Below are 21964 nucleotides of genomic sequence, written 5' to 3' on the forward strand. Positions count from 1 at the left end.
CCCCGACGGACAGGAAGAGGAAGCACCATGAGCACCGTCACCTTCGGCATCACTCCGGGCTTCGGCCAGAAGCTGCACGACGCGCTCGGCTACAGCGGAGCGGTCCGCGTCGGCGACCGGGTCGAGATCTCCGGCCAGGCCGGGGTCGACGACGACCTGGTCATCCCGGACGCGTTGGAGGACGAGATCGTCCAGGCCTTCGACAACGTCGAGCGCACGCTCGCCACGGTCGGCGCGACCTGGCAGGACGTCATCCACGTGAACTCGTACCACAAGGTCGCGCCCGGGGACGACGTGATCGGCGACGACCACAACGCGGTGATGGCCGAGCAGTTCCGGCGCCGGCTCGGCGGCCGCGCGCCGATCTGGACCGAGACCGGCGTCACCGTTCTCGGCCTCGCCGCGATGCGCGTCGAGATCCGCGTCACCGCGATCGTGGGCTCCGGAAACTGAACCGCCCCGCCGGCAGGGGCGAGGGATCGGTGGTGCTGGAAGCTACGGTTGCGGGACCGGGTCCGACGATCTCGGGCCGAGTTGCGGCCAGTGGCTGACCCTGCCCTCGATCCGGCCCCGGCGCGGAGTGCGGACGTCGTAGCTGACGATCACCCGGTCCTCCGCGGCGTACAGGTTCCTGCTTCCCATCGGCAGCCGGCGGTGGACCTCGTACGGGCCCTCGCCGCGCCGCGTGTAGTACTCGACGACGACCTCGACGTACTCCGCCGGGACACCGCCCTCGACCTGCCCGCGCAGCGGTCCGCGGACGCGCACCACCCGGCCGGCAGTCCGTTCCTCACCGAGCTCGCGACGCCGTCTGCGACTGCTCGCGAACACGTCCGCCACGATGCATGCCGTGACCAGCAGCACCAGGCCGAATCCGCTCAACACAACGATCGTGAACATGGCACTCACCCCCGACGGGCCGGTCCCTGCGACCTGTGCAGTTCCGCGACCGTCGTTCTCGTCACCTCCTGCGGCGGCCCTCGCCGCACACCCGTGAGACGCCGCCGGCAGGACCTTGGTTCCCACGTCCTGACAAACTCGCCGAAGGTGACCGCGTGACTGCCGTCAGTCGCCGGACATCCCGAACTCGTACCGCGCCGGCACCGGCCTCGCGGTCCCGAGCATCTCCTGCGCCCGCCGCCAGAAATCGGCCAGCGGGTTGTCACCTTCCCGTACGCCGGACGGCTCGACGCCCTCATCCAGCAGCACCTCCGCGGCAGCCGCTTCGCCGATCTCCAGCAGGTGCCGCACCCGCAGCAGCCGGATCCGCTGATCGTCGTCCGGCGCGCGGTCGAGAATCCTGCCGGCGCGGGCCGGATCGACCTCCAGCGCTGCCGTCGCCGCCTCGACCACCAACGGCACCAGGTCCGGCAGCAGTTCGGCCGCCCGCTCGTACGCCGCCAGCTCGCCGGTCACCATCGCCAGATTCCTGAGCGCCCAGGGGTTGTCGCCGGACGCGCGCCACGCTTCGGTCGCGCCGGCCCCGTCCCCGGCGTACCAGCGAGCTACGCCCCGGTGGTACCAGGTCAGCCAGCTCTCCTCGGCGTCTTCCAGCAGGTCCTTCCAGCCGACCAAAGTCCCGTCGACCGCCCCAGGCGCACGACCTTCAAGCACCGGCACCCAAGCCCGCTCGCGTTCCCCGATCGTCTCCTCGCCGAAAGGCGTCCCCGCCGACACCGCCCATCTGGTCCGCGCCAACTCCAACGCACCCCACCCCGACCCGACCGCCAGACGCTCCCCCGGCGCCGCATCAGCAACCCCGAGCCACTCCCGCTCCCGCGCCTCCAGGTCCTCCAGCCGATCCGCCAGCACGCCATCTGTGGCGGCGCGCGCCTGACCCCATTCACCATGCGCCGCGACCGGATCGACCGAGACCCGTCCGTACGCCTCCAACCACGTCCAGTTAGTTGCGCCAGGCAACTTCAGGTGCTCCAGCTGAGTCCGTGCCAGCCCAGCCTGGATCTCGCAGTACCCCGGACCTTCCAGCCCAGGCGACAACCACTCCTGCCACCGCCGGCCACCCCGTCCCTCGCCCCACACGAACAGCTTCCGCCCCCGCAACCGCTCCGTCGACGCCTGCACCAATCCGTTGCCCTCAGCATCGACCGCCGCGATCCACGGCCGCTGCCCCGGCAACGGCTCGAAGAAGAAGTCCACCGCCCGCCCGTGCCGCATCGGGTACGTCAGGTCGATCCCGTCGTACGCCGGCACGCCGACCAGCTCGAGACTCTTGGTGTAGCCGAACCGCCAGGCCTCGTCCGCGGGCACGAGCACCCGAGTCTCCGGCGACTGCTCGACCGCGATGTTCGACCACCAGTACGCCGGGACGACGTCCGGCGACGGGTTCTGGATCCGCGCGCCGACGTACAGGAGGTCCGAGTCCTCCGGCAGCCAGAAGTCGAGCTGGACGACGAGGTTGCGGCTGCGTTCCCACTCCCACAGGCGCAGGACCGGCGTACCGTCGGGTCCTTCGACGCGGGCCGCGTGCAGCGGCGAGCAGGTGCCGGTCCAGTGGCCGGTGCTGCCGAGGTTCCACTCGACGCCGCCGGCGAACCAGGCGTTGCGCAGGGCAAGGTTCGCGGGCTGGATCACCGGGTTGCGGTAGAGCAGTTCCTGGCCGGACGGCTTGTGGACGAGCGAGTAGAGCCGGCCGCCGAGGCTCGGGAGGACGGTCGCGCGGAGGTGGTCGTTCTCCAGGACGAGCGCGGGCAGCGGCTGCTCGGTCAGGGTCCGGCCGTAGCCGTCCTGGTCGAGACAGGGCAGGACGGTGCGTAGTCCGCCGTACCGGATGTTCTCGGCGAGGTCGTCGGGGAGGGAGTCGAGGTTCTCGACCCGGTGCGGGTCGCGGTGACCGCGCAGCGGTGGGAGCGGGTTCTCCGCACCGAGGGCGGCCACGGGCAGGGTCAGCGTCTGCGCAGAGAGGGTCGTCACCCGGACAATTCTTGCAAGACTGCGCAGTATTGGTCCAGGGCTGCCCGCCGGTGCTTCGTGGTTGGAGGACTGCTTCCCTGTACGACGACTGCTTCCTTGTTGGACGACTGCTTCCTTGTACGACGACTACCGCGATGTATCGCGTCAGTCGTCCAACAGCGAGGCAGTCGTCGCCCGAGGTGAAGGCTGCGGGGTGGGGGTGGGCGCTGGCGGCGGGGGTGGAGGTGGGCCCGCGGGGGCGGGGCGCAGGCGGGAGCGGGGGTTGTCTGGTATCCATGGACGACCGACGCGAGGGGATGGGCCGATGGATGCAGATGTGATCGTCGTGGGAGCGGGGCTGGCCGGGCTGGCGGCGACCGCTGAGCTGGCCGACGCGGGACGCAAGGTGCTGCTGCTCGACCAGGAGCCCGAGGCCTCGCTCGGTGGGCAGGCGTACTGGTCCTTCGGCGGTCTGATGTTCGTCGACTCCCCCGAGCAGCGGCGGATGGGGATCAAGGACTCCCACGACCTCGCGCTGCAGGACTGGCTCGGCTCGGCCGGGTTCGACCGGCTCGACGACGAGGACCACTGGGCGAGCCAGTGGGCCGAGGCGTACGTCGACTTCGCGGCCGGCGAGAAGCGGCCGTGGCTGCACGCGCAGGGCGTGCGCTGGTTCCCGGTCGTCGGGTGGGCCGAGCGCGGCGGCTACAACGCGGACGGCCACGGGAACTCGGTGCCGCGCTTCCACATCACGTGGGGCACCGGACCAGGGCTCGTCGCACCGTTCGAGCGTCGGGTGCGGGAGGCCGTTGCCAAGGGGCTGGTGGAGTTCCGCTTCCGGCATCGCGTGGACGAACTGACCGTCACCGGCGGGGTCGTCGACGGGGTCTCCGGGAAGGTGCTCGAGGCAAGCACCGTCGGTCGCGCGGTCGAGAGCTCGCGGGTCGAGGTCGAGGACTTCGCACTCACCGCGCAGGCCGTGATCGTCACCTCCGGCGGGATCGGCGGCAACCACGACCTGGTCCGCTCGCAGTGGCCGGCCCGGATGGGCAAGCCGCCGGAGAACATGATCAGCGGCGTACCGGCGCACGTCGACGGCCGGATGCTCGCGATCACCGAGACCGCCGGCGGGCGATACGTGAACCGCGACCGGATGTGGCACTACGTCGAGGGCATCCGCAACTGGGACCCGATCTGGCCGATGCACGGCATCCGGATCCTGCCCGGGCCGTCGTCGCTGTGGTTCGACGCGACCGGCAAGCGGCTGCCGGTCCCGCTGTTCCCCGGCTTCGACACGCTGGGGACGCTCGAGCACATCATGACCACCGGGTACGACTACAGCTGGTTCGTGCTGACGCAGAAGATCATCGAGAAGGAGTTCGCCCTGTCCGGGCAGGAGCAGAACCCCGACCTGACCGGCAAGAACGTCCGCGGCGTCCTCGGCCGCGCCCGCGGCGGCGCGACCGCCCCCGTGCAGGCCTTCATGGACAAGGGCGCCGACTTCGTCGTACGGGACAACCTCGCCGACCTGGTCCGCGGCATGAACGCGATCACCGGTACCGACCTGATCTCGCTGCCCGACCTCGAACGCCAGATCGTCGCCCGCGACCGCGAACTCGAGAACACCTTCACCAAGGACCTCCAGATCACCGCCCTCCGCGGAGCCCGCAACTACCGCGGCGACAAACTCATCCGCGTCGCGTCCCCGCACCGCATCCTCGACCCCAAAGCCGGTCCCCTCATCGCCGTCAAACTCAACATCCTCACCCGCAAGTCCCTGGGTGGCCTCCAAACAGACCTGGACTCCCGCGTCCTCCGCGCCGACGGCACCCCTCTCCCCGGCGTCTACGCAGCCGGCGAGGTAGCCGGCTTCGGCGGCGGAGGAGTCCACGGCTACCGCTCCCTGGAAGGCACCTTCCTAGGCGGCTGCCTCTTCTCCGGCCGTACCGCGGGCCGCGCAGCCGCGCGCGCGGTCAGCTGATTCCAGTCCCCAGTACGGCGTTGTCAGGGCCCGGCCTCCGAGTAGGTGACGGTTCGCAGGACCTTCGCCGGGGCGCCCGCCGCGACGGAGTACGGCGGAATGTCCCGTGTGACAACGCTGTTGGCGCCGATCACGCACCTCTCGCCGATCGTCACCCCGCTCGTGACGACCACGTTCGCGCCCAGCCAGACGTTGTCGCCGATCCGCGTCGGGCCCTTGGAGTCGAACCCCTGCCACGGCACCGGCCGATCCGGATCGTCGTACCGGTGGTTGGCATCCGTGACGAAGCAGCCGTTGGCCAGCATGCAGTGCGACCCGATCTCGACCAGGTCGAGCGCCGCGACCATCACCGCCACGTTCAGGAACGTGCCGTCCCCGATCCGCACCCGCCCCTCGTCGCCCATGGTGATCCACACGTCGGGCTCGAACATCGTGCCGGCCCCGACCTCCAGCCGCCCGTCCCGTAAAGCCTCCAGCACGTTCCCGTGCAACGGCCACCGCGCGAACGCCTCGCGCCGCATCAACTCCCAGTGGATCCGCGCCCGGTTCCACGGCAACGAGTTGCGCTGGTACCAACGCCACTTCCGCACCCAGACCTTCAGCTGCCGACCAAGCTCCGCCACCCCGCGAGGCTACGCGCGGCTGTAGCTGGGCTGCATTCAGCTGACCTCGGCCGACGGTCGCGGCGCCTTTCGCGTGACTCCCGTTGTTGTCTATGCCTTGCTCGCCACCACCATGTAGTTCTCGGCCTCAGGGTCGTACGTGCTCCTTTCCGTCCTGAGTCCGGCCTGCTGCAACTCGGCTACGAGTTCGTCGTACCGGTAGGGCCAGCACGACAGCAGTTCCGAGCGGACAAGAACCGGCCCAGCCGGATCAACTTGCGCGACCGCGATCTCGATGTGGTGCTCCTCCTCCCACTGTGACGCAATGTCCCAGCGGTAGACCACGACGGCATTGCGCCCGTTCCGGCGGACAAGACGGTCACTGATGTCCAGCCGGGAACCTCTGGCCCTCACGAGTTCCCAGGTGCGGGAGGTGAGTACCAAGCGCCCGCCACGGCGCAGAAGCCGTGCCATCGACTGCAGAGCAGCAACCCTGCCTCTCGCGCCCACGGCATGGTGCAGCGAGTTGCCGACACAGAACACCATGTCGAAGGTGTCGTCATCGAAATGGTCAGGCAACTCTTGCCAGTCCGCCCGCACTGTCCGGACAGGTGCCCTGAATTCCTCGGACAACGCCGCAGTCCGACGAACCATCGCTTCGCTGGCGTCAGTTGCGACCACCTGCAGACCACGACCGGCGAGGCCGACCGCCAACTGTCCGGTTCCGCACGAACAATCGAGGACGTGAGCGTTCGACGGCAGGAGACCGAGAACGTCGTCGAACGACGCAGCGAACTCGGCCGGGGCCAGCTTTGCATCCGAGATGAGCCACTCGTACACCTCGGCAAGCGCGTTGTAGCTCGTCACAACTACTACCTCCGACACGGGCAGACTCACGGTCGCACATCAGTACATCAGCGGAGCAAGTCGGTTCACCAATGGTTTTGCCAGGGCGCCGTCAACGCCCCGGATCGCTCAACGATTGCAGGACACGCAGCACCGGCAGCGCCGACGCCAGGACGAACACCCCGAACAGCGTGATCAGCAGCAGCCCGTACGGGCGAAGCAACTGGAGCGGGTCGGCCTGGAGTTGCGGCCAGTTCGTGATCCAGTTGGCGGTCATGTCCAGCGCCATCACCGCGCAGGCCAGGCGGACGCCCCACGGGCGGACGAGCGCCAGCAGCACGACGACCAACGGATCCAGGACCACCAAGCAGACGAAGAACACCTGCAGGGGCACTGGAGCGAACGACGCATAGACGTGGATGCCGCCGCGCACCAGATCCAGGAGGTGGGCGAACGATCCATCGAGAAAGCCGATGACGTACACGGCGAGCACCCAGCGCGTCCAGCGCGGCAAGGCTCTCCAGCGGTCACTCACCGGAGCAATCTACTGGGAGCCGCCGATCGCTACGGATCCTGAGGCAGGAAGAAGGGCGAGTCGCCGGCTCGGTAAGGTGAAGGGGTGTCGGACCGCGCCCGCCAAGCAGTCGGCTTGCTGATCGTCGGCGCGGTGGTGGTCGCCGGGGGTGTGCTGGCAGTGCGAGGGATCGGGCATCTGACCCGACCCGCGGTCTTCTGCCCGGAGGCGTCCGTCAGCGACCAGGTCGCCGGCTCCTCCGACCTCGACGAGCGCACCGCCGACTACACCGGCCATGGTCCGCACAGCCTCGAGAGGTACGAAGTGTCGACGAGCTCCAGGACCGGGGATCTCGTGATGGAGCCGACCAAACCGTCGGCCGGCGAGCTGCCCGCGACGTGGGACGCGAAGTACGAGGGCGGCGAAGCGGTCGACGTCCAGCTGGTGCTCTGTGTCTATCCCGGTCAGAACGCGGACGTCGCGACGATCGGCACGTGCGACGGGTACACGGCGGGGCGCGGCGACAGTTCGCGGGCGGAGAAGATCTCGGTGCCGGCGAAGGCCGCGACCGTCACCTACCGCTTGTACGAGGCAACGACCAAGCACCTGCTGACGAAGTTCGACCTGGCCGCGACGGCCGGCGACGGCTGGGACTGCCCGGAGGCGGTCACCTATCTCGCGAGCATGGACCCCACGGTCTGGATCTTCCCGAAGCCCGCAGCCGTCGCGGCTCGTCTGCGTCCTCTGGTCGAAGCCTCCCGGTAGACCACCGGGTCGGGGTAGGTGGCGCCACCTACCCCGACCATCCGGTCAGAACACCATCGACAGCAGGTCGGCGAACAGTTCCTGCTCGTCGATCTCCAGGCCCCGGTTGGTGAACCACGTCGCCATGTTGTGGCAGTCGCGGAGCAGGAACTCCATGCCCTTGGGGTTGCCGACGATGTCCAGGACCTGCGGCAGGTCGATCATCACGATGCGCTCGGGCTGGGCCAGCACGTTGTACGGCGACAGGTCGCCGTGCGCGAGCCCGGCGCGGGCGAGCTCGCGCATGCCGCCGCGGAGCTGCTCGAAGTACAGCTCGAGCACGTCCTTCGACGGCCGGACCTGGGCGAGCCGTGGCGCGGCGCCGCCTTCGCCGTCGTCGATGAACTCCATCAGCAGCTCGGTGCCGTCGACCTGCACCGGGTAGGGCACGGGGACGCCGGCCGTCCACAGCCGGTTGAGCGCGTCCCACTCGGCGAACGCCCACTGGCCGGCGGCGACGCTGCGTCCGTGCGAGGACTTCTTCGCCATCGCGCGGCTGTCACGGCTGTTGCGGGTCCGGCGGCCTTCGACGTACGCCGTACTGCGGTGGAACGACCGGTGCTCCTCGGTCCGGTACCGCTTGGCCGCGAGCAGCGACGAGCGGGCCGGGTTGTCGCCGATGGCTTCGACGGCGCGTTCGAGCAGGAAGACGTCGGCTTCCTTGCCGGTCTTGAGGATGCCGAGCTCGGTGTCGATCGCGGCCTGCTCGGTCACGACCCAGTCGGGGCGTGGTTCCGGGCCGCGGCAGCCGCGTTCGACGTCGAGCCAGGTGGTCCAGCGCTGGTCCGGGCCCAGGCGTTCGTCGACCTCGGCGAACTGGAAGACGAAGGTCTCGTCGACCGGCTCGGCGGTGGCGGACCGCTGCTCGGGCAGCTCGGTCCAGGGAAGGTCAGAGAGTTCGTGATCGGTGCGGAAGGAAGACAACTGGGGTGCTCCTGGAGTGAGAGGTGAAGCTGACGCGGGCAGGCCGCAGCACAGTGATAGCCATTCGTCAGCCCTCCTCAGGTCCAGGCAGCGTTCGTCGCCGCACAAGCTCGATCAGGATGCCCAGCCGTTCCCGGCGGCGCAACTGATTTAAACGAACTGGGATCGTGCGGTCGGTCGCAGCCGTAGTTCCTGGGCCGGTCGGACACAGCGGCGGTCCAGCTCGGCGGTGACTTCCTGCCACTCGGCCGAGGAAGACAACTGCCCCTCCCAGGCCGACTCGTCGTCGAACCGCGCGAGCCAGACCAGCACCGTCTCGTCGCGCAGCGGCAGCGCGGGAAAGTTGTTCTCGGCCGGCAGCGTCTCGAGCACCGCGGCCAGTGGCGGCAGCAGCGGGACGACCTCCGACAGGAAGAACTCGACGAACCCGTCGTCGACCGACGGCCGGTGGTAGACCGCACCGACGACAACAGACCCCGGCACCTCCTCACTTCCCACCGGCGGACGCAACGCGTCGACCGCCGGAAACTCCGGACCGAACCACACCGGCCGCAGCAGCAACGCGTTGTCCGAGTCCCTCATCGTCGCGTTCGCGGCCGCAGCGTGCGCCTTCCAGGTCGGTCCGTAGTAGAACCCGTTCAACGCCTCGGCCCGCGCCTCCAGGCTCGCGAACCCTCGCATCCACACGAACCGGTCCTCGTCGTCCAGGTCGCGGAACTGCCCGCACAGGTGCATCCCGTACGCCTCCTGCCCCTCGACGAACTCCCGGTCGAACAGCTCGATCAGCTCGTCCCGGCGCCCGGGGAACACCGTGTACTGGCGCAGGTCCAGCACGGCACAACACTCCATCGGCTCTCCTTGTGGTCGAGCCTCGAGTCAACCGCGAAAACCTGCCACCCACTGTCAGTGATTCACATCCGACCGAGATGGGTACCCGTCGAGCGACCGAACCGAACCGAACCAGGCCCAGAGACGAGCCAGGAGAGCCGATGATCGACCAGGCACGCCTCGCGACCTACCTGCAGGACCACTACGCCGGCTCGTCCGCCGGCGTCGAGCTGTTCCGCCGCGCGGCCGACCAGCAGACGGACCCCGTCGTACGCACCGCGCTCACCGCGATGGCGGAGAAGGTCGAGCACGAGCGGACCGTCCTCGGCGGCTACCTCGGGATCGTCGGCGCGAAGCCGGACCCGGTGAAGAACGCCGGCGCCTGGGTCGCGGAGAAGCTCGGCCGTTTCAAGCCGAACGGCGAGCTGGTACGACGCTCGCCGCTGAGCGACGTACTGGAGCTGGAGATGCTCCGGATCGCCGTCGAGGGCAAGGGCGCGGGGTGGCGGGTGCTGCGCTCGCTCGCCGACGAGGAGCCGCGGTTCGACGTCGCCGAGCTGGACGGGCTGATCGCGGACTCCGAGCAGCAGATCAAGGAGCTCGAGGAGCTGCGGATGGACACCGCCCGCCGGGTCTTCCGCCGTCCGAGCTGACGCCGGAAGCCTTCGGACAGGCGGAAGGGCCGCACCCCAGTTCGGTTGCGGCCCTTCCGACCCCTCGCAGATCAGGTGAAGAGGCTGACCCCACCCGGGCCGACCAGCAGGCCGACGACGATCAGGGCGATGCCCATCAGGAGCTGCCCGCGGACGAGCGAGACGATCCCGGAGATGACGAGAATCGCCGCGATGATGAAGAGCACCAAGGTCATGGTCGTTCCTTTCTCGACGCCGGGCGACAGCCCGGCTGCTGTACCCCGTGCTTCTCTGCACCATCCAGTGCCCGCCCCGACCCCGGACAAACGGTCCCCGGTACGACGAATAGCGGCCCCTCCATCGGGCACCGGGAAGTCAGACCCCGCAGACCCCGTCGCACGCTGAGGAGACCCCGTGAAGATCGGCTACTTCCTGTCCAGCGAGGAGTACACGCCGGCCCAGCTGATCGAGCAGGCCCGCCTGGCCGAGGAGGCCGGCTTCGACGGCCTGTGGATCAGCGACCACTTCCACCCGTGGAACGACGAGCAGGGCCAGAGCGCGTTCGTCTGGTCGACGATCGGCGCGATCTCGCAGGTCTGCGAGCTGCCGGTGACGACGGCCGTGACGTGCCCGACCGTCCGGATTCACCCGGCGGTGATCGCGCAGGCCGCCGCGACCAGCGCCGTCCTGCTGAACGGCCGCTTCCGACTCGGGATCGGTACCGGCGAAGCCCTGAACGAGCACGTGCTCGGCGACGTCTGGCCGACCGTCGACGTCCGGCTGGAGATGCTGGAGGAAGCCGTCGAGATCATGCGCCGGCTGTGGACCGAGGACGGGTTCGTGTCCCACCACGGCAAGCACTACACGGTCGACACCGCGCGCATCTACACGCGTCCCGACAGCCCGCTGCCGATCTACATGTCCGGCTTCGGCCCCGAGGCGACGGACGTCGCGGCGCGGATCGCCGACGGTTTCGTCACCACCTCACCGGACAAAGACCTGCTCGACCGCTTCCGCACGAACGGCGGCAGCAGCAAGCCCGTGCAGGGCGGCTTCAAGGTCAGCTACGCCCCGACCGAGGACGAGGGCGTCGAGCAGGCGCACCGGATCTGGGGCAACTCCGGCCTCCCCGGCGAACTGGCCCAGGTCCTCCCGTCACCGCGTCACTTCGAGCAGGCCACCCAGCTCGTCACCAAGGAGGCCACGGCGAAGTCCGTTGCCGCGGGCCCCAAGGCGGACGTCCACCTCGAGGCCTTCAAGCCGTACGCCGACGCCGGCTTCGACGAGGTCTACGTCGCCAACATGGGCCCGCACACGATCGACATGATGAAGCTCTACCGCGAAGAGGTCCTCCCGGAACTACGCCGTACGGCGTGAGATCTGTGAAGTCGTTCACAGGCCTTCCCGCAGGGAAAGCCCGTTCCGGCGCAGCCTTCAAACAGCTGTAACAACCGCGGGGTTGCGTCGGGGCAACAGGTTTGGTCTGGTGGACGGGAAGTGGCTCAGCCATGACGCCGCCTCCCGCAGGACGACACGACGAGGTTTCTCCCGTGACGATCGCACCTGTCAACCCCAACGCCCAGCAATCGACCGGCAAGCAGCAGATCGCCGACCAGACCCAGGAGCTGCTCGAACAGGCCCACGGTCTGCCTGAGGCGGAGCGGCAAGCTCTGCTCGACCAGGTCGTCATCCTGAACGCCCCGATCGCCCGCTCGATCGCCTCGCGCTACCGCCGCAAGGGCGTCGACGCCGACGATCTCGAGCAGGTCGCCTGCCTCGGCCTGGTCAAGGCCGCCAACGGGTACCGCGTCGACGAGTCCAGCAACTTCCTCGCGTACGCCGTACCGACGATTCGTGGCGAGCTGAAGCGCTACTTCCGTGACTGCGCGTGGGCGGTCCGGCCGCCGCGCCGGGTCCAGGAGATGCAGGGCACGATCGCGGCCGCCGAGCCGGAGCTGACCCAGAAGCTCGGCCACATCCCCACCGACCAGGAGACGGCCGAAGCCCTCGGCACCGCTCCCGACGAGGTCGCCGAGGCCGCGTCGGTCCGCGGTTGCTTCAGCACGCTGTCCCTCGACGCGCCGGGCTCCTCCGAGGGCGGCGCGACGCTGATGGAGACCGTCGCCGACGCCGAGGACGGCTACGAGCTGGTCGAGAACGTGCACACCCTGACGCCGGCCGTCTCGGACCTCGGCGACCGCGACCGCCGCATCCTCGAGCTGCGCTTCTGCAACGGCCTCACCCAGGAGGAGATCGGCAACGAGCTGGGCGTCAGCCAGATGCAGGTGTCACGCCTGCTGCGCGGCATCCTCGAACGCCTCCGCGCGGACCTCAGCGCTCCCCAGCCACAAGGCTGACGACGTACGCGAGTACGGCGGTCATCGCGAACAGCTCACCACCGTCCTCCAGCAGGTGCAGCAGCTGGAGTCCGTCGTCCCCCGCGCCGGTCGCCAGCCCGTCCACCAGCATCCCGAAGACGGCCAGCACCAGACTCAATCCGAGCAACCGCCGGTACGTCGCCCGCGTGCGCGCCGTACCGCGCAGATAGCCCCACACCAGCAGAGCCAGCAGCACCAACCCCACGCCGAGCGCGAAACCGAGCTCGCCGAGATCCTGCAGCCGCAAGCCGGCGAACACGAGCTGCTCAGGCGCCAGCCCAGCGGCCCGGACCAGCGCCGTACCGGCTGCTTCGTGCAGACCGAAGAAGTCGTCGACCAGCAGGTACCCGAACAGCAACGCCCACGGCAGGTACGACCGCCGCCGCCCGAACAGCCCGAGCCAGGCCAGCAGCAGCACCGCCCAGAACAGCTGCACGTACCCGAAGCTCTCCGCGATCCCGTGATCGCTGGAGATGTTGAATGCCGCCGACTTCACCACCGGCACCCGCAGACCGACCTGGACGCTGCGGTGCGCGAGGTGCAGCACGAGCATCACGAAGTCCGTGCAGACGAGCAGCCCGATCACGAGATGTGTCGGGCTGAGCGCCGCCGGAGCCAAGCGGGTGGGAATCGAAGCGGCCATAGCCGACCATCCTGCAGCGACCGGCCGCCGGGAAGCCAGGGTCAGGAGATGAGAAAACGCTCATCCGCGCCAGCGCCAGTCGCGGACCTCGGGCAGGTCCTCGCCGTACGTCGTGACGTGGGCGCGGTGCCGCACCCGCTGGTCGGCGAAGTACTGCCGGGCCTTCACCGCCCGGGTCTGCAACGACGGCACACGATCGATCACGTCCATCGCCAGGTGGTACCGGTCGAGGTTGTTGAGGACAACCATGTCGAACGGCGTCGTCGTGGTGCCCTCCTCGACGTACCCGCGGACGTGCAGGTTGTCGTGCGCGGTCCGCCGGTAGGTCAGCCGATGGATCAGCCACGGGTACCCGTGGTACGCGAAGATCACCGGCTTGTCGGTCGTGAACAGCGCGTCGAACTCCGGCCCGGTCAGCCCGTGCGGGTGCTCGGTCGAGTCCTGCAGCCGCATCAGGTCGACCACGTTGACCACCCGGATCTTCAGCTCCGGCAGGTGCTCGCGCAGCAGGTCGACCGCCGCGAGCGTCTCCAGCGTCGGCACGTCACCCGCGCAGGCCATCACCACGTCCGGATCGCCGTCGTCGTTGGAGGCGAAGTCCCAGACCCCGATTCCCCGCGCGCAGTGCAGCGCGGCCGCTTCCCAGTCCAGCCAGTTGGGCTGCGGTTGCTTGCCGGCGACAACGACGTTGATGTAGTTCTTCGTCTGCAGGCAGTGGTCCATCGTGGACAGCAGCGTGTTCGTGTCCGGCGGCAGGTAGACCCGCACGACCTCGGCCTTCTTGTTCATCACGTGGTCGATGAAGCCGGGGTCCTGGTGCGAGAACCCGTTGTGGTCCTGGCGCCAGACGTGCGAGGTCAGCAGGTAGTTCAGCGACGGGATCTTGCGTCGCCACTCCAGGTCGTTGATCGTCTTCAGCCACTTCGCGTGCTGGTTCACCATCGAGTCGACGATGTGCACGAACGCCTCGTACGACGAGAACAGCCCGTGCCGGCCGGTCAGCAGGTAGCCCTCCAGCCAGCCCTGGCAGGTGTGCTCGCTGAGCATCTCCAGCACCCGGCCGTCGGCCGCGAGGTGCTGGTCGGTGTCCCGCTTCTCGCCCAGCCACGCCTTGCCCGTCACGTCGTACACGGCACCCAGCCGGTTCGACTCGGTCTCGTCCGGACCGAACAGCCGCAGGTTGTGGTGCTTCTCGTTCAGCGTGAACGCGTCCCGCAGGTACTGGCCGAAGACCTTCGTCGGCTCCCCGTCCTCGCCGCCGGGCGCCTTCACCGGTACGGCGTACTCCGCGGGATCCGGCAGCTCGAGATCGCGCGTCAGCAGCCCGCCGTTCGCGTGCGGGCTCGACCCCATCCGCAACGACGGCTTCGGCGCCAGCTCCAGCAGCACGGAGACGGGCTTGCCCTCGGCATCGAACAGCTCGTCCGGCCGGTAGCTCTTCAGCCAGTCCTCCAGCTGATGCAGGTGCTCCTCGTTCGTCCGTACGCCGGACAGCGGGACCTGGTGCGCCCGCCAGGTGTCCTCGACCGGTTCGCCGTCGACGGTGTGCGGGCCGGTCCAGCCCTTCGGCGTCTTCAGCACGATCATCGGCCAGGCCGAGCGGGTCGGTTCGGTGCCGGCGCTGCGGGCCTCGAGCTGGATCTCGTCGATCCGGTCCAGGCAGCGGTCGAGCGTCGCGGCCAGCGCCTGGTGAACGGTCGCCGGGTCCGAACCCTCAACCAGGTAGGGCTCGTGGCCGTACCCGCGCAGCAGCGCGCTCAGCTCCTCGTCGCCGATCCGGGCCAGGACGGCGGGGTTGGCGATCTTGTAGCCGTTCAGGTGCAGGATCGGCAGCACAGCGCCGTCACGGCGCGGGTCGACGAACTTGTTCGAGTGCCAGGACGTTGCCAACGGCCCGGTCTCGGCCTCGCCGTCACCGATGACGCAGGCAACGACCAGGTCCGGGTTGTCCGCGGCCGCGCCGTACGCGTGACTGAGCGAGTACCCGAGCTCGCCGCCCTCGTTGATCGACCCGGGCACCTCGGGCGCGACGTGGCTCGGGATCCCACCGGGGAACGAGAACTGCTTGAACAGCCGGGCCATCCCGGCCGCGTCCCGCTCGGTGTTCGGGTAGGTCGCGGTCCAGCTGCCCTCGAGCCAGGTGTTCGCAACGATCGCCGGCCCACCGTGCCCGGGCCCGATCACGTACATCATCTCGCGCTCGCGCTGCCGGATCAGCCGGTTGAGGTGCGTGTAGACCAGGTTCAGCCCGGGCGTCGTCCCCCAGTGACCGAGCAGCCGTGGCTTGATGTGCTCGGGCTGCAACGGCTCGGTCAGCAAGGGGTTGTCGAGCAGGTAGATCTGCCCGACCGACAGGTAGTTCGCGGCCCGCCAGTACGCGTCGAGGCCCTGCAACTCCTCGTCGCTCAGCGGAGTGGCGTCGATTCGTTGCACCAGCAGCCTCCTACGGCCTCAGCAGCACCTTCACGGCACCGTCCTGCTTCTTCTGGAACATCTCGTACGCCGCCGGGCCCTCGCTCAGGTCGAGGCGGTGGGTGGCGAAGCTCTCCACGCCCAGCACGTCCTTCTCGTCCAGCAGCGGCAGGATCTTGTCCGCCCACCGGTGCACGTTCGCCTGGCCCATCCGGAGCTGGATCTGCTTGTCGAACAGCGTCATCATCGGCAACGGATCCGCGCCGCCGCCGTACACCCCGCTGAGGGAGATCGTTCCGCCCCGGCGGACCGCGTCGATCGCGAGGTAGACCGCGGCGAGCTGCTCCACGCCGACCGTCTCCATCATCTTGCGCTGGATCGCGTCCGGCAACAGACCGGTCGCCTGCTGGGCGAACTTCGCCTTCGGCGAGCCGTGCGCCTCCATCCCGACCGCGTCGATGACCGCGTCGGCGCCGCGACCGTCGGTGAGCGTCCGGATCGCCTCCGCGGTGTCCTCGGAGTACTCCAGCGTCTCCACACCGTTGTGCCGGGCCCGTTCCAGCCTCTCCGCAACCAGGTCGACGCCGATCACGCGCAGACCGCGGTGCATCGCCACGCGGGTCGCCATGTCACCGATCGGTCCGAGGCCCAGTACGACGAGCGTGCCGCCGTCCGGCACGTCGGCGTACTCGACCGCCTGCCACGCCGTCGGCAGGACGTCCGACAGGTAGACGAACCGGTCGTCCGACGGGCCGTCCGGGACCTTGATCGGCCCGTACTGCGCCTGCGGGACGCGCAGGTACTCGGCCTGACCGCCGGGAACTTGGCCGTAGAGCTTCGTGTAACCGAACAAAGCGGCGCCCATGTCCTGGTCGCGGACCTGCGTCGTCTCGCACTGGGTCTGCAGGTCCTGGTCGCACATGAAGCAGCTGCCGCAGGCGATCTGGAACGGCACGACCACCCGGTCACCGACCTTCAGGTTCGTGATCGAGGATCCGACCTCCTCGACCACGCCCATCGACTCGTGCCCGAGGATGTCGCCCGGGTCCAGGTAAGCCCCCAGGACCTCGTACAGGTGCAGGTCCGAGCCGCAGATCCCGGTCGAGGTGACCTTGATGATCGCGTCGGTCGGTTGCTCGATCTTCGGGTCCGGCACGTCGCCGTACTCGATCTTGCGCTTGCCCTGCCAGGTCAGTGCCTTCACGTGATGCTCCCTTTAGCGGCCGACAGCCTTCTCCAGCTCGGCCTTGCTCATCTTGGATCGGCCCTTGATGTTCTTCTGCTTGGCCTCGTTGTAGAGCTGGTCCTTGGTGCGTCCCTGGGACCCGCTGTGCGAGCGCAGGCCACCCCGCCGGCTGGACGAGATGTCGTGCGTGGAGCTACGGCTCTTCTGCTGGGCCTCACCGGAGCGCGCGCGCTCCTTGTTGACCGTGCGGGCCGCGATCTCCTCCGCGGTGCCCTCGCTGCGGCCGCTCTTCTTCAGTCCGGCCTTGATGTGCTCGTACTGCCGCTCACGCTTCTTGCTCGATCCTGCGGGCATGACTCGCTCCTTTCACGCTTGGGCGCCCGGTACCCGGCCCGTAGAGGGCTAATCAGTCAGGACCGTCTACTCCCGCGCGTCCTGATCGAGCAGCCTGTTGACCGACCGCTCGACCTTCGCCCGGACCTCGGGGTCGTCCAGGTCGTCCACGTCCCCGGCCGCGTCGGGAATGGTCCGGCCGTGCTCGTACTGGGCCACGACCCGCGGGTCCACGTAGGACGCGCGGGCCACCGTCGGAGTGTTCCCGAGGTGGTCCGAGACCTCGGCAAGCATCTCCTTCACGGCCGTGTTCAGCGCCTTCTTCGTGCGGGGCGGATCGGCCTGCGCGAGATCCACCGCGGCATGCACGGTCGCGGTCCACGTGCGGAGATCCTTGACCGTGTAGTCCTCACCGACCAACGCGTGGAAACGCTCGTTGACCATTCCGGCGTCGATCTCGTGGTACGACGACCCGTCGCGGTAGACCAGCAGGCGCGGGTTGTCGTGGCGGCCGCGTTTGAGCGACCGCACGGCCGCGACCAGCCGATCGTCCTCGAGCTCCAGCTTCCGCTCGATGCCGCCCTTGGCGACGAAGTCGAACACCACCTTGCCGCGCTGGACCTTCACGTCGTCCCGCAGCAGCGTCGCCGCACCTCGGCTGCCGTACTCCTCGGCGTACCGGGTGTTGCCGGTCCGGAAGACGCCGTAGTCGAGCATCCGCAGCGCGACCGCGAGCACCTTCTCGCGGCTGATCCCGCGCCGGCACAGGTCCTTGTCGACCGCCTCCCGGAACGCCGGCAGCTTGCGGGCCAACTGGCGGACCCGGTCGTGCTTGTCGGCGTCCTGGGAGGTCCGCCAGTCGTCGTGGTACAGGTACTGACGCCGGCCCGCCTCGTCGGTCCCGATCGCCTGGATGTGGCCGTTCGGGTACGGACAGATCCACACGTCCTTCCAGGCCGGTGGAATCACCAGGGCACGGATCCGCTCGACCACGTCCGGATCGGTCAACCGCTGGTTGTCTTCGTCGTAGTACGTGAAGCCCCGGCCGTGCCCCTTGCGGGTCAGGCCTGGTTTGTCCGGTGAGGAACGCCGCAGCCGCATACCGGGCGGTACCCGCGCCGCATGCATGAAGCCGGTGCGGCCGGGAACCGGTGGGCCAGATCACGGAGGGCCGACGGGGCAGCCGTTCGTCCGACGGAACCACCGAAGGAGAGCACGATGGGTATCGGAGACAAGATGAAGAACGCCGCCGAGAGCGCCAAGGGCAAGATGAAGGAGCGCACCGGCGACGCCACGGACAACGAGGACCTGCAGGCCGAGGGCCAGACCGACAAGACCAAGGCCGACCTCAAGCAGGCCGGCGAAAAGGCCAAGAACGCCTTCCGCGACTGAGCAGAGTCTCCCCGGATCCCCACCACCTTCGAGGCGGTGGGGATCCGCCACGTCTGGGTACCGGACGCGCATGTTCGAGGACTTCACGCTGGACCGGATCCCCGTCGGGGACGTCACGCTGCGCGTCCGGTACGGCGGCTCCGGCCCGCCCGTCGTACTGCTGCACGGTCATCCCCGCACCCACACCACCTGGTACGCCGTGGCGCCGGCTCTCGCCGCGGCCGGGTTCACCGTCGTCTGCCCGGACACCCGTGGCTACGGGCAGTCCGGCAAGCCGGTCACGGACGCGGAGCACACGCCGTACTCGAAGCGGGCGATGAGCAACGATGTGGTCGGGCTGATGGATGCCCTCGGTCACGACACGTTCTCCGTCGTCGGGCACGACCGGGGGTCTCAGGTGGCCTACCGGACGGCGTTCGACCACCCCGAGCGGGTCAGCAAGCTCGTAGTGATGGACGGCGTACCGGTTGTGGAGGCGCTCGAGCGGTGCGGTGCGAAGTTCGCTGCCATGTGGTGGCACTGGTGGTTCTTCGCCCAGACCGCAAAACCCGCCGAGCGGGTGATCTGCGCCGACCCGGAGACCTGGTACGAGGCGTGGACCTCCAACTCCCCGGAGGCGCTCGGTCCGGAGAACCACGCCGACTTCCTGGCCGCGATCCGGAACCCGGCGACCGTGCACGCGATGGTCGAGGACTACCGGGCAGGCCTCGGGGTCGACCGTCGGCACGACGAGGAGTTCCGGGCAGCGGGGCGGCAGGTCGGGTGTCCGGCGATGGTGCTGTGGTCGACGCGGGACGACCTGGAGGAGATCTACGGCGACCCGGTCGCGGTGTGGAGACCCTGGTGCCCGAACATCGTGGGGTACGGGGTCGACTCGACGCACCACCTGGCCGAAAACGCTCCCGCCGAGCTGGTGGAGAGGCTGGTTGCCTTCCTGTAGGTGGGGTTGGGCTGTAGCGTCGGGCGGGTGGACTTCGAGGAGGCGGCAGATGCGTTGTACGCGGCGCCGGCGGCCGACTTCATTGCTACTCGCAACGAGCTGGCCAAGCAGCTGAAGGCCGACGGCGACCAGTTGGGGTCGACCCGGCTGAAGGCGCTGCGCAAGCCGACGGTCGCGGCCTGGCTGGCGAACCTGGTGAGCCGCGAGCAGCCGGACGAGATCGACGACCTGCTGGCGCTCGGCGACGAGTTCCGCGAGGCGACGACCGATCTCGACGGCGAGCGGCTGCGTGAGCTGACGCCGAAGCGGCACCAGGCGATCGACGTCCTGGTGAAGGCCGCGAACAAGCTTGCCGACGAGCACAGCCAGAAGGTCAGCGCGGACGTCGGGCAGAAGCTGCGCGAGACCCTCGACGCGGCGCTGGTCGACCCGGCGGCGGGCGACGCCGTACGGGAAGCGCGGTTGAGCAGCGCCCTGCGGCACGTCGGGTTCGGCGTGGTCGACGAGAACGGCGAGCCGTCGAACGTGACGGCGCTGACCGACGAGCGCCGGCAGGCAGCGAAAGACCGGCGGGCCAAGGCCCGCGAGGTCGAGGCCGAGGAGACCGAGCAGGAGTCGGCGGCCGAGCGGAAGGCCCGGGAGAAGGCCGAGCGCGAGGAAGACGAGCGCAAGGCCGAGGCCCAGACCGAGTTCGAGGCGGCTGTGAAGGCGGCCGAGAGTGCCGAGGCGACCGTTGAGGAGCTCGACGGGCAGTTGACCGACGCGCAGGAGGCGCTCGAGAACGCCCGCGACGAGGTCCGGCGGCTGACGACCGAGCTGGACGAGGCGAAGAAGGTCGCGCGGGACGCGCAGAAGGAGTCCCGCGAGGCACGGAAGCGGTACAACCGGCTCTGACCGCGTGTGCGGACCGGCTGGACTTGGGTACCGGTCCGGCGGAGAGGAGCTGGTGATGGCGAGATCGATCTGGAGCGGGTACATCAACTTCGGCCTGGTGTCGGTGCCGGTCGGGCTCTACAGCGCGACGCAGGAGCACCAGCTCGACTTCCACCAGTTTCAGCGCGGGACGTCGGACCGGATCCGCAACAAGCGGGTGAACGAGCGGACCGGGCGCGAGGTCGACTACGACAAGATCGTCAAGGGGCACGACGTCGGCGGCGGCGAGTACGTCGTGGTCGAGCAGGAGGAACTGTCCGACATCGCGCCGGGCAAGTCGCGCTCGCTGGAGATCTCCACGTTCGTCGACCTGGACGAGATCGACCCGATCCACTTCCAGAAGAGCTACTACCTGGCGCCGTCGGACGCCGAGAACGCGTCGTCGTACGCGCTGCTGCGGGACGCCCTGGCCAGGACCAACCGGGCCGGGATCGCCAGCTTCGTGATGCGCAGCAAGGAGTACCTGGCGACGATCCGGGCCGACGGGAAGGTGCTCGTGCTGGAGACGATGTTCTTCGCCGACGAGATCCGCGACCCGGCCAAGGAAGTCGGCGGTCTGCCGGCCAAGACGTCGGGCAAGCAGCTGAAGATGGCCACCGACCTGATCGAGGCGATGAGCGGCGACTGGCGGCCGAAGGACTACAAGGACAGCTACACCGAGCGCGTGAAGAAGCTGATCGCCACCAAGCGCAAGGGCAAGGAAGTCGTGTTCTCCGAGGAGGAGCCGGAGGCGACCTCGAGCACGGACCTGGTCTCCGCGCTGCGCGCCAGCGTCGAGGCGGCGCGCGCCCGGCGGGCCGGCGGCGGGAGCGGCAAGAAGGCCACCGCGAAGAAGTCCCCGGCGAAGAAGGCCACCGCGAAGAAGGCGACAGCGAAGAAGTCGGCCGCCAAGAAGACCGCGACCAAGAAGACGGCAGCCAAGAAGGCGACGGCGAAGAAGAAAGCTGCCTGACCTGTCAGGAACCTGGCGGAACGCTCGTTCGTTCTGGTCTTGTCGGAGGATCGGCGATGAGACTTTCTGCCAGGGGACGGCGTACGGCGACAGCGGCGGGTGCCGGGATCGGCACGGCCGGTGCGCTGGTCGCCGTCCTGATGCTGGGCGCGCTGGCCGCGCTGGCGCTGATCGGGATCGTGTTCGCGCTGGTCTGGCCGTTGGCGGCGACGATCAAGCACCTGGCCGACGAGCCGATCAACCACTCGGCGGCGAGCATCGCCGGGTACGCCGCAGGCGCTGTGCTGTGCCTGCCCGGCGTCGCCCGGCTGCTCACCTGGGGAGCGGCCGGCCTGGCGGTCATCGTCGTCGTGGGCGCGGCGTTCGCGGGGCTGGATCTGCTGCTCTCGACTCGGACGCCTCGCGAGGGCGGCGACGGTCGGCGCCGTCCGTGGGTGCGCAGTCGGCGGACGGACGAGCCTGAACTCACCGCCGCTCAGGCGCGGGAGGACGAGAAGCTGATCGCCCGGCTGCAGTGCCCGCTGAGCATCGAGGAGCTCTGCGGGGTCTGGCGCGAGACCACCAAGACCCTCGCGTCCGGCGCCGGCGTGCGCGACCGGCAGGCGGTGGCGGAGGTCCGGCGGATCTGTCTCGACGAGTTCGAGCGGCGGAACCCGGACGGTTTCCAGCAGTGGATCGAGGCCGGCGCACCGAGCAACCCCGGTGTCTACCTCCTGCCTGACCGAGGTCCCGGGGCGGCGTGATCTGATAGCGC

At 69.1% G+C, this 21964-nt stretch carries 24 protein-coding genes; 11 read left to right on the plus strand and 13 right to left on the minus strand.

All coding sequences use genetic code 11. The features are described 5' to 3' along the window. Window positions 1–27 precede the first annotated feature (27 nt). A complete protein-coding gene (locus ACLQ2O_RS19985) occupies window positions 28–453 on the plus strand; it encodes a Rid family hydrolase (RefSeq protein WP_425833468.1) in 426 nt (141 codons plus the stop codon). 42 nt (window positions 454–495) lie between these two features. Here the strand turns inward: ACLQ2O_RS19985 and ACLQ2O_RS19990 are convergent, their stop codons facing one another. Together ACLQ2O_RS19990 and ACLQ2O_RS19995 are read right to left on the minus strand one after the other, a co-directional pair. Then, the gene (locus tag ACLQ2O_RS19990) at window positions 496–900 is read right to left on the minus strand and encodes a hypothetical protein (RefSeq protein ID WP_425833470.1); all 405 of its coding nucleotides are present in this window, start codon (window positions 898–900) and stop codon (window positions 496–498) included. 165 nt (window positions 901–1065) lie between these two features. Beyond that, window positions 1066–2931 carry a DUF5107 domain-containing protein gene (locus ACLQ2O_RS19995; protein ID WP_425833472.1) on the minus strand — a complete coding sequence of 622 codons (1866 nt, stop codon included), beginning with the start codon at window positions 2929–2931 and terminating at the stop codon, window positions 1066–1068. A 304-nt stretch (window positions 2932–3235) separates the two neighbouring features. On the opposite strand from ACLQ2O_RS19995, the gene ACLQ2O_RS20000 reads away from it, so the two are divergent. Further along, the gene (locus ACLQ2O_RS20000) at window positions 3236–4891 is read left to right on the plus strand and encodes an FAD-binding dehydrogenase (RefSeq protein WP_425833474.1); all 1656 of its coding nucleotides are present in this window, start codon (window positions 3236–3238) and stop codon (window positions 4889–4891) included. Window positions 4892–4914: 23 nt separating this feature from the next. Here ACLQ2O_RS20000 and ACLQ2O_RS20005 read toward each other — a convergent pair whose 3' ends face one another. From ACLQ2O_RS20005 to ACLQ2O_RS20015, 3 genes are all read right to left on the minus strand, one after another. Further along, window positions 4915–5514 carry an acyltransferase gene (locus ACLQ2O_RS20005; protein WP_425833476.1) on the minus strand — a complete coding sequence of 200 codons (600 nt, stop codon included), beginning with the start codon at window positions 5512–5514 and terminating at the stop codon, window positions 4915–4917. A 90-nt stretch (window positions 5515–5604) separates the two neighbouring features. After that, window positions 5605–6360, minus strand: coding sequence for a class I SAM-dependent methyltransferase (locus tag ACLQ2O_RS20010; RefSeq protein WP_425833478.1), 756 nt, complete (start codon window positions 6358–6360; stop codon window positions 5605–5607). A 91-nt stretch (window positions 6361–6451) separates the two neighbouring features. After that, window positions 6452–6874, minus strand: a complete 423-nt coding sequence (locus tag ACLQ2O_RS20015; protein ID WP_425833480.1) for a hypothetical protein — start codon at window positions 6872–6874, stop codon at window positions 6452–6454. Window positions 6875–6958: 84 nt separating this feature from the next. On the opposite strand from ACLQ2O_RS20015, the gene ACLQ2O_RS20020 reads away from it, so the two are divergent. After that, the gene (locus tag ACLQ2O_RS20020) at window positions 6959–7618 is read left to right on the plus strand and encodes a hypothetical protein (RefSeq protein ID WP_425833482.1); all 660 of its coding nucleotides are present in this window, start codon (window positions 6959–6961) and stop codon (window positions 7616–7618) included. A gap of 45 nt (window positions 7619–7663) precedes the next feature. On the opposite strand, the gene ACLQ2O_RS20025 is transcribed toward ACLQ2O_RS20020, so the two are convergent. Both ACLQ2O_RS20025 and ACLQ2O_RS20030 read right to left on the minus strand, forming a co-directional pair. Beyond that, on the minus strand, window positions 7664–8581 hold the full coding sequence (locus ACLQ2O_RS20025; protein WP_425833484.1) for a serine protein kinase RIO: 918 nt from the start codon (window positions 8579–8581) through the stop codon (window positions 7664–7666). A gap of 150 nt (window positions 8582–8731) precedes the next feature. Further along, on the minus strand, window positions 8732–9430 hold the full coding sequence (locus ACLQ2O_RS20030; RefSeq protein WP_425833486.1) for an NIPSNAP family protein: 699 nt from the start codon (window positions 9428–9430) through the stop codon (window positions 8732–8734). A gap of 140 nt (window positions 9431–9570) precedes the next feature. Here ACLQ2O_RS20030 and ACLQ2O_RS20035 point away from each other — a divergent pair, with 140 nt between their 5' ends. Continuing rightward, entirely contained in the window at window positions 9571–10062 is a 492-nt protein-coding gene (locus ACLQ2O_RS20035; RefSeq protein ID WP_425833488.1) for a hypothetical protein, read from the plus strand. A gap of 71 nt (window positions 10063–10133) precedes the next feature. Here ACLQ2O_RS20035 and ACLQ2O_RS20040 read toward each other — a convergent pair whose 3' ends face one another. After that, the gene (locus ACLQ2O_RS20040) at window positions 10134–10277 is read right to left on the minus strand and encodes a GPGG-motif small membrane protein (RefSeq protein WP_425833490.1); all 144 of its coding nucleotides are present in this window, start codon (window positions 10275–10277) and stop codon (window positions 10134–10136) included. 178 nt (window positions 10278–10455) lie between these two features. Here ACLQ2O_RS20040 and ACLQ2O_RS20045 point away from each other — a divergent pair, with 178 nt between their 5' ends. Both ACLQ2O_RS20045 and ACLQ2O_RS20050 read left to right on the plus strand, forming a co-directional pair. Further along, window positions 10456–11418 carry a TIGR03557 family F420-dependent LLM class oxidoreductase gene (locus tag ACLQ2O_RS20045; RefSeq protein WP_425833492.1) on the plus strand — a complete coding sequence of 321 codons (963 nt, stop codon included), beginning with the start codon at window positions 10456–10458 and terminating at the stop codon, window positions 11416–11418. A gap of 173 nt (window positions 11419–11591) precedes the next feature. Continuing rightward, window positions 11592–12398 (plus strand): sigma-70 family RNA polymerase sigma factor, encoded by an 807-nt coding sequence (locus ACLQ2O_RS20050; protein WP_425833494.1) that lies wholly within the window; start codon window positions 11592–11594, stop codon window positions 12396–12398. Here the strand turns inward: ACLQ2O_RS20050 and ACLQ2O_RS20055 are convergent. The 5 genes from ACLQ2O_RS20055 to ACLQ2O_RS20075 all read right to left on the minus strand — a co-directional run bounded on the left by ACLQ2O_RS20055 (window position 12373) and on the right by ACLQ2O_RS20075 (window position 18094). Next, the gene (locus ACLQ2O_RS20055) at window positions 12373–13062 is read right to left on the minus strand and encodes a hypothetical protein (protein WP_425833496.1); all 690 of its coding nucleotides are present in this window, start codon (window positions 13060–13062) and stop codon (window positions 12373–12375) included. The two genes, ACLQ2O_RS20050 and ACLQ2O_RS20055, sit on opposite strands and share 26 nt — an antisense overlap. A 60-nt stretch (window positions 13063–13122) precedes the next feature. Further along, window positions 13123–15495 carry a phosphoketolase family protein gene (locus ACLQ2O_RS20060; RefSeq protein WP_425833498.1) on the minus strand — a complete coding sequence of 791 codons (2373 nt, stop codon included), beginning with the start codon at window positions 15493–15495 and terminating at the stop codon, window positions 13123–13125. Between the two features lie 10 nt (window positions 15496–15505). Continuing rightward, window positions 15506–16678 (minus strand): zinc-dependent alcohol dehydrogenase, encoded by a 1173-nt coding sequence (locus ACLQ2O_RS20065; protein WP_425833500.1) that lies wholly within the window; start codon window positions 16676–16678, stop codon window positions 15506–15508. 12 nt (window positions 16679–16690) lie between these two features. After that, complete coding sequence (locus ACLQ2O_RS20070; protein WP_425833502.1) at window positions 16691–17014, minus strand: plasmid stabilization protein; 324 nt, start codon at window positions 17012–17014, stop codon at window positions 16691–16693. A 66-nt stretch (window positions 17015–17080) separates the two neighbouring features. After that, on the minus strand, window positions 17081–18094 hold the full coding sequence (locus ACLQ2O_RS20075) for a DNA topoisomerase IB (protein WP_425833504.1): 1014 nt from the start codon (window positions 18092–18094) through the stop codon (window positions 17081–17083). A 117-nt stretch (window positions 18095–18211) separates the two neighbouring features. Between ACLQ2O_RS20075 and ACLQ2O_RS20080 the strand changes: the two genes are divergently transcribed. The 5 genes from ACLQ2O_RS20080 to ACLQ2O_RS20100 all read left to right on the plus strand — a co-directional run bounded on the left by ACLQ2O_RS20080 (window position 18212) and on the right by ACLQ2O_RS20100 (window position 21953). Continuing rightward, complete coding sequence (locus ACLQ2O_RS20080) at window positions 18212–18385, plus strand: CsbD family protein (RefSeq protein WP_425833506.1); 174 nt, start codon at window positions 18212–18214, stop codon at window positions 18383–18385. A gap of 70 nt (window positions 18386–18455) precedes the next feature. Further along, window positions 18456–19325, plus strand: a complete 870-nt coding sequence (locus tag ACLQ2O_RS20085; RefSeq protein ID WP_425833508.1) for an alpha/beta fold hydrolase — start codon at window positions 18456–18458, stop codon at window positions 19323–19325. A gap of 27 nt (window positions 19326–19352) precedes the next feature. Further along, a complete protein-coding gene (locus tag ACLQ2O_RS20090) occupies window positions 19353–20219 on the plus strand; it encodes a hypothetical protein (protein WP_425833510.1) in 867 nt (288 codons plus the stop codon). Window positions 20220–20274: 55 nt separating this feature from the next. Next, a complete protein-coding gene (locus ACLQ2O_RS20095; protein WP_425833512.1) occupies window positions 20275–21210 on the plus strand; it encodes a Ku protein in 936 nt (311 codons plus the stop codon). Window positions 21211–21266: 56 nt separating this feature from the next. After that, window positions 21267–21953 (plus strand): hypothetical protein, encoded by a 687-nt coding sequence (locus ACLQ2O_RS20100; RefSeq protein WP_425833514.1) that lies wholly within the window; start codon window positions 21267–21269, stop codon window positions 21951–21953. Window positions 21954–21964: the final 11 nt, after the last annotated feature.

It is taken from the genome of Kribbella sp. DT2 (genome assembly GCF_049844575.1).
Taxonomy (GTDB): Bacteria; Actinomycetota; Actinomycetes; order Propionibacteriales; family Kribbellaceae; genus Kribbella.

Coding starts and splice junctions, on each gene's coding strand:
- ACLQ2O_RS20085 (WP_425833508.1), top strand. CDS start 18,456: ATGTTCGAGGACTTCACGCTGGACCGGATCCCCGTCGGGGACGTCACG.
- ACLQ2O_RS20070 (WP_425833502.1), bottom strand. CDS start 17,014: ATGCCCGCAGGATCGAGCAAGAAGCGTGAGCGGCAGTACGAGCACATC.
- ACLQ2O_RS20095 (WP_425833512.1), top strand. CDS start 20,275: ATGGCGAGATCGATCTGGAGCGGGTACATCAACTTCGGCCTGGTGTCG.
- ACLQ2O_RS20040 (WP_425833490.1), bottom strand. CDS start 10,277: ATGACCTTGGTGCTCTTCATCATCGCGGCGATTCTCGTCATCTCCGGG.
- ACLQ2O_RS20000 (WP_425833474.1), top strand. CDS start 3,236: ATGGATGCAGATGTGATCGTCGTGGGAGCGGGGCTGGCCGGGCTGGCG.
- ACLQ2O_RS20055 (WP_425833496.1), bottom strand. CDS start 13,062: ATGGCCGCTTCGATTCCCACCCGCTTGGCTCCGGCGGCGCTCAGCCCG.
- ACLQ2O_RS20080 (WP_425833506.1), top strand. CDS start 18,212: ATGGGTATCGGAGACAAGATGAAGAACGCCGCCGAGAGCGCCAAGGGC.
- ACLQ2O_RS19990 (WP_425833470.1), bottom strand. CDS start 900: ATGTTCACGATCGTTGTGTTGAGCGGATTCGGCCTGGTGCTGCTGGTC.
- ACLQ2O_RS20035 (WP_425833488.1), top strand. CDS start 9,571: ATGATCGACCAGGCACGCCTCGCGACCTACCTGCAGGACCACTACGCC.
- ACLQ2O_RS19985 (WP_425833468.1), top strand. CDS start 28: ATGAGCACCGTCACCTTCGGCATCACTCCGGGCTTCGGCCAGAAGCTG.
- ACLQ2O_RS20030 (WP_425833486.1), bottom strand. CDS start 9,430: ATGGAGTGTTGTGCCGTGCTGGACCTGCGCCAGTACACGGTGTTCCCC.
- ACLQ2O_RS20100 (WP_425833514.1), top strand. CDS start 21,267: ATGAGACTTTCTGCCAGGGGACGGCGTACGGCGACAGCGGCGGGTGCC.
- ACLQ2O_RS20075 (WP_425833504.1), bottom strand. CDS start 18,094: ATGCGGCTGCGGCGTTCCTCACCGGACAAACCAGGCCTGACCCGCAAG.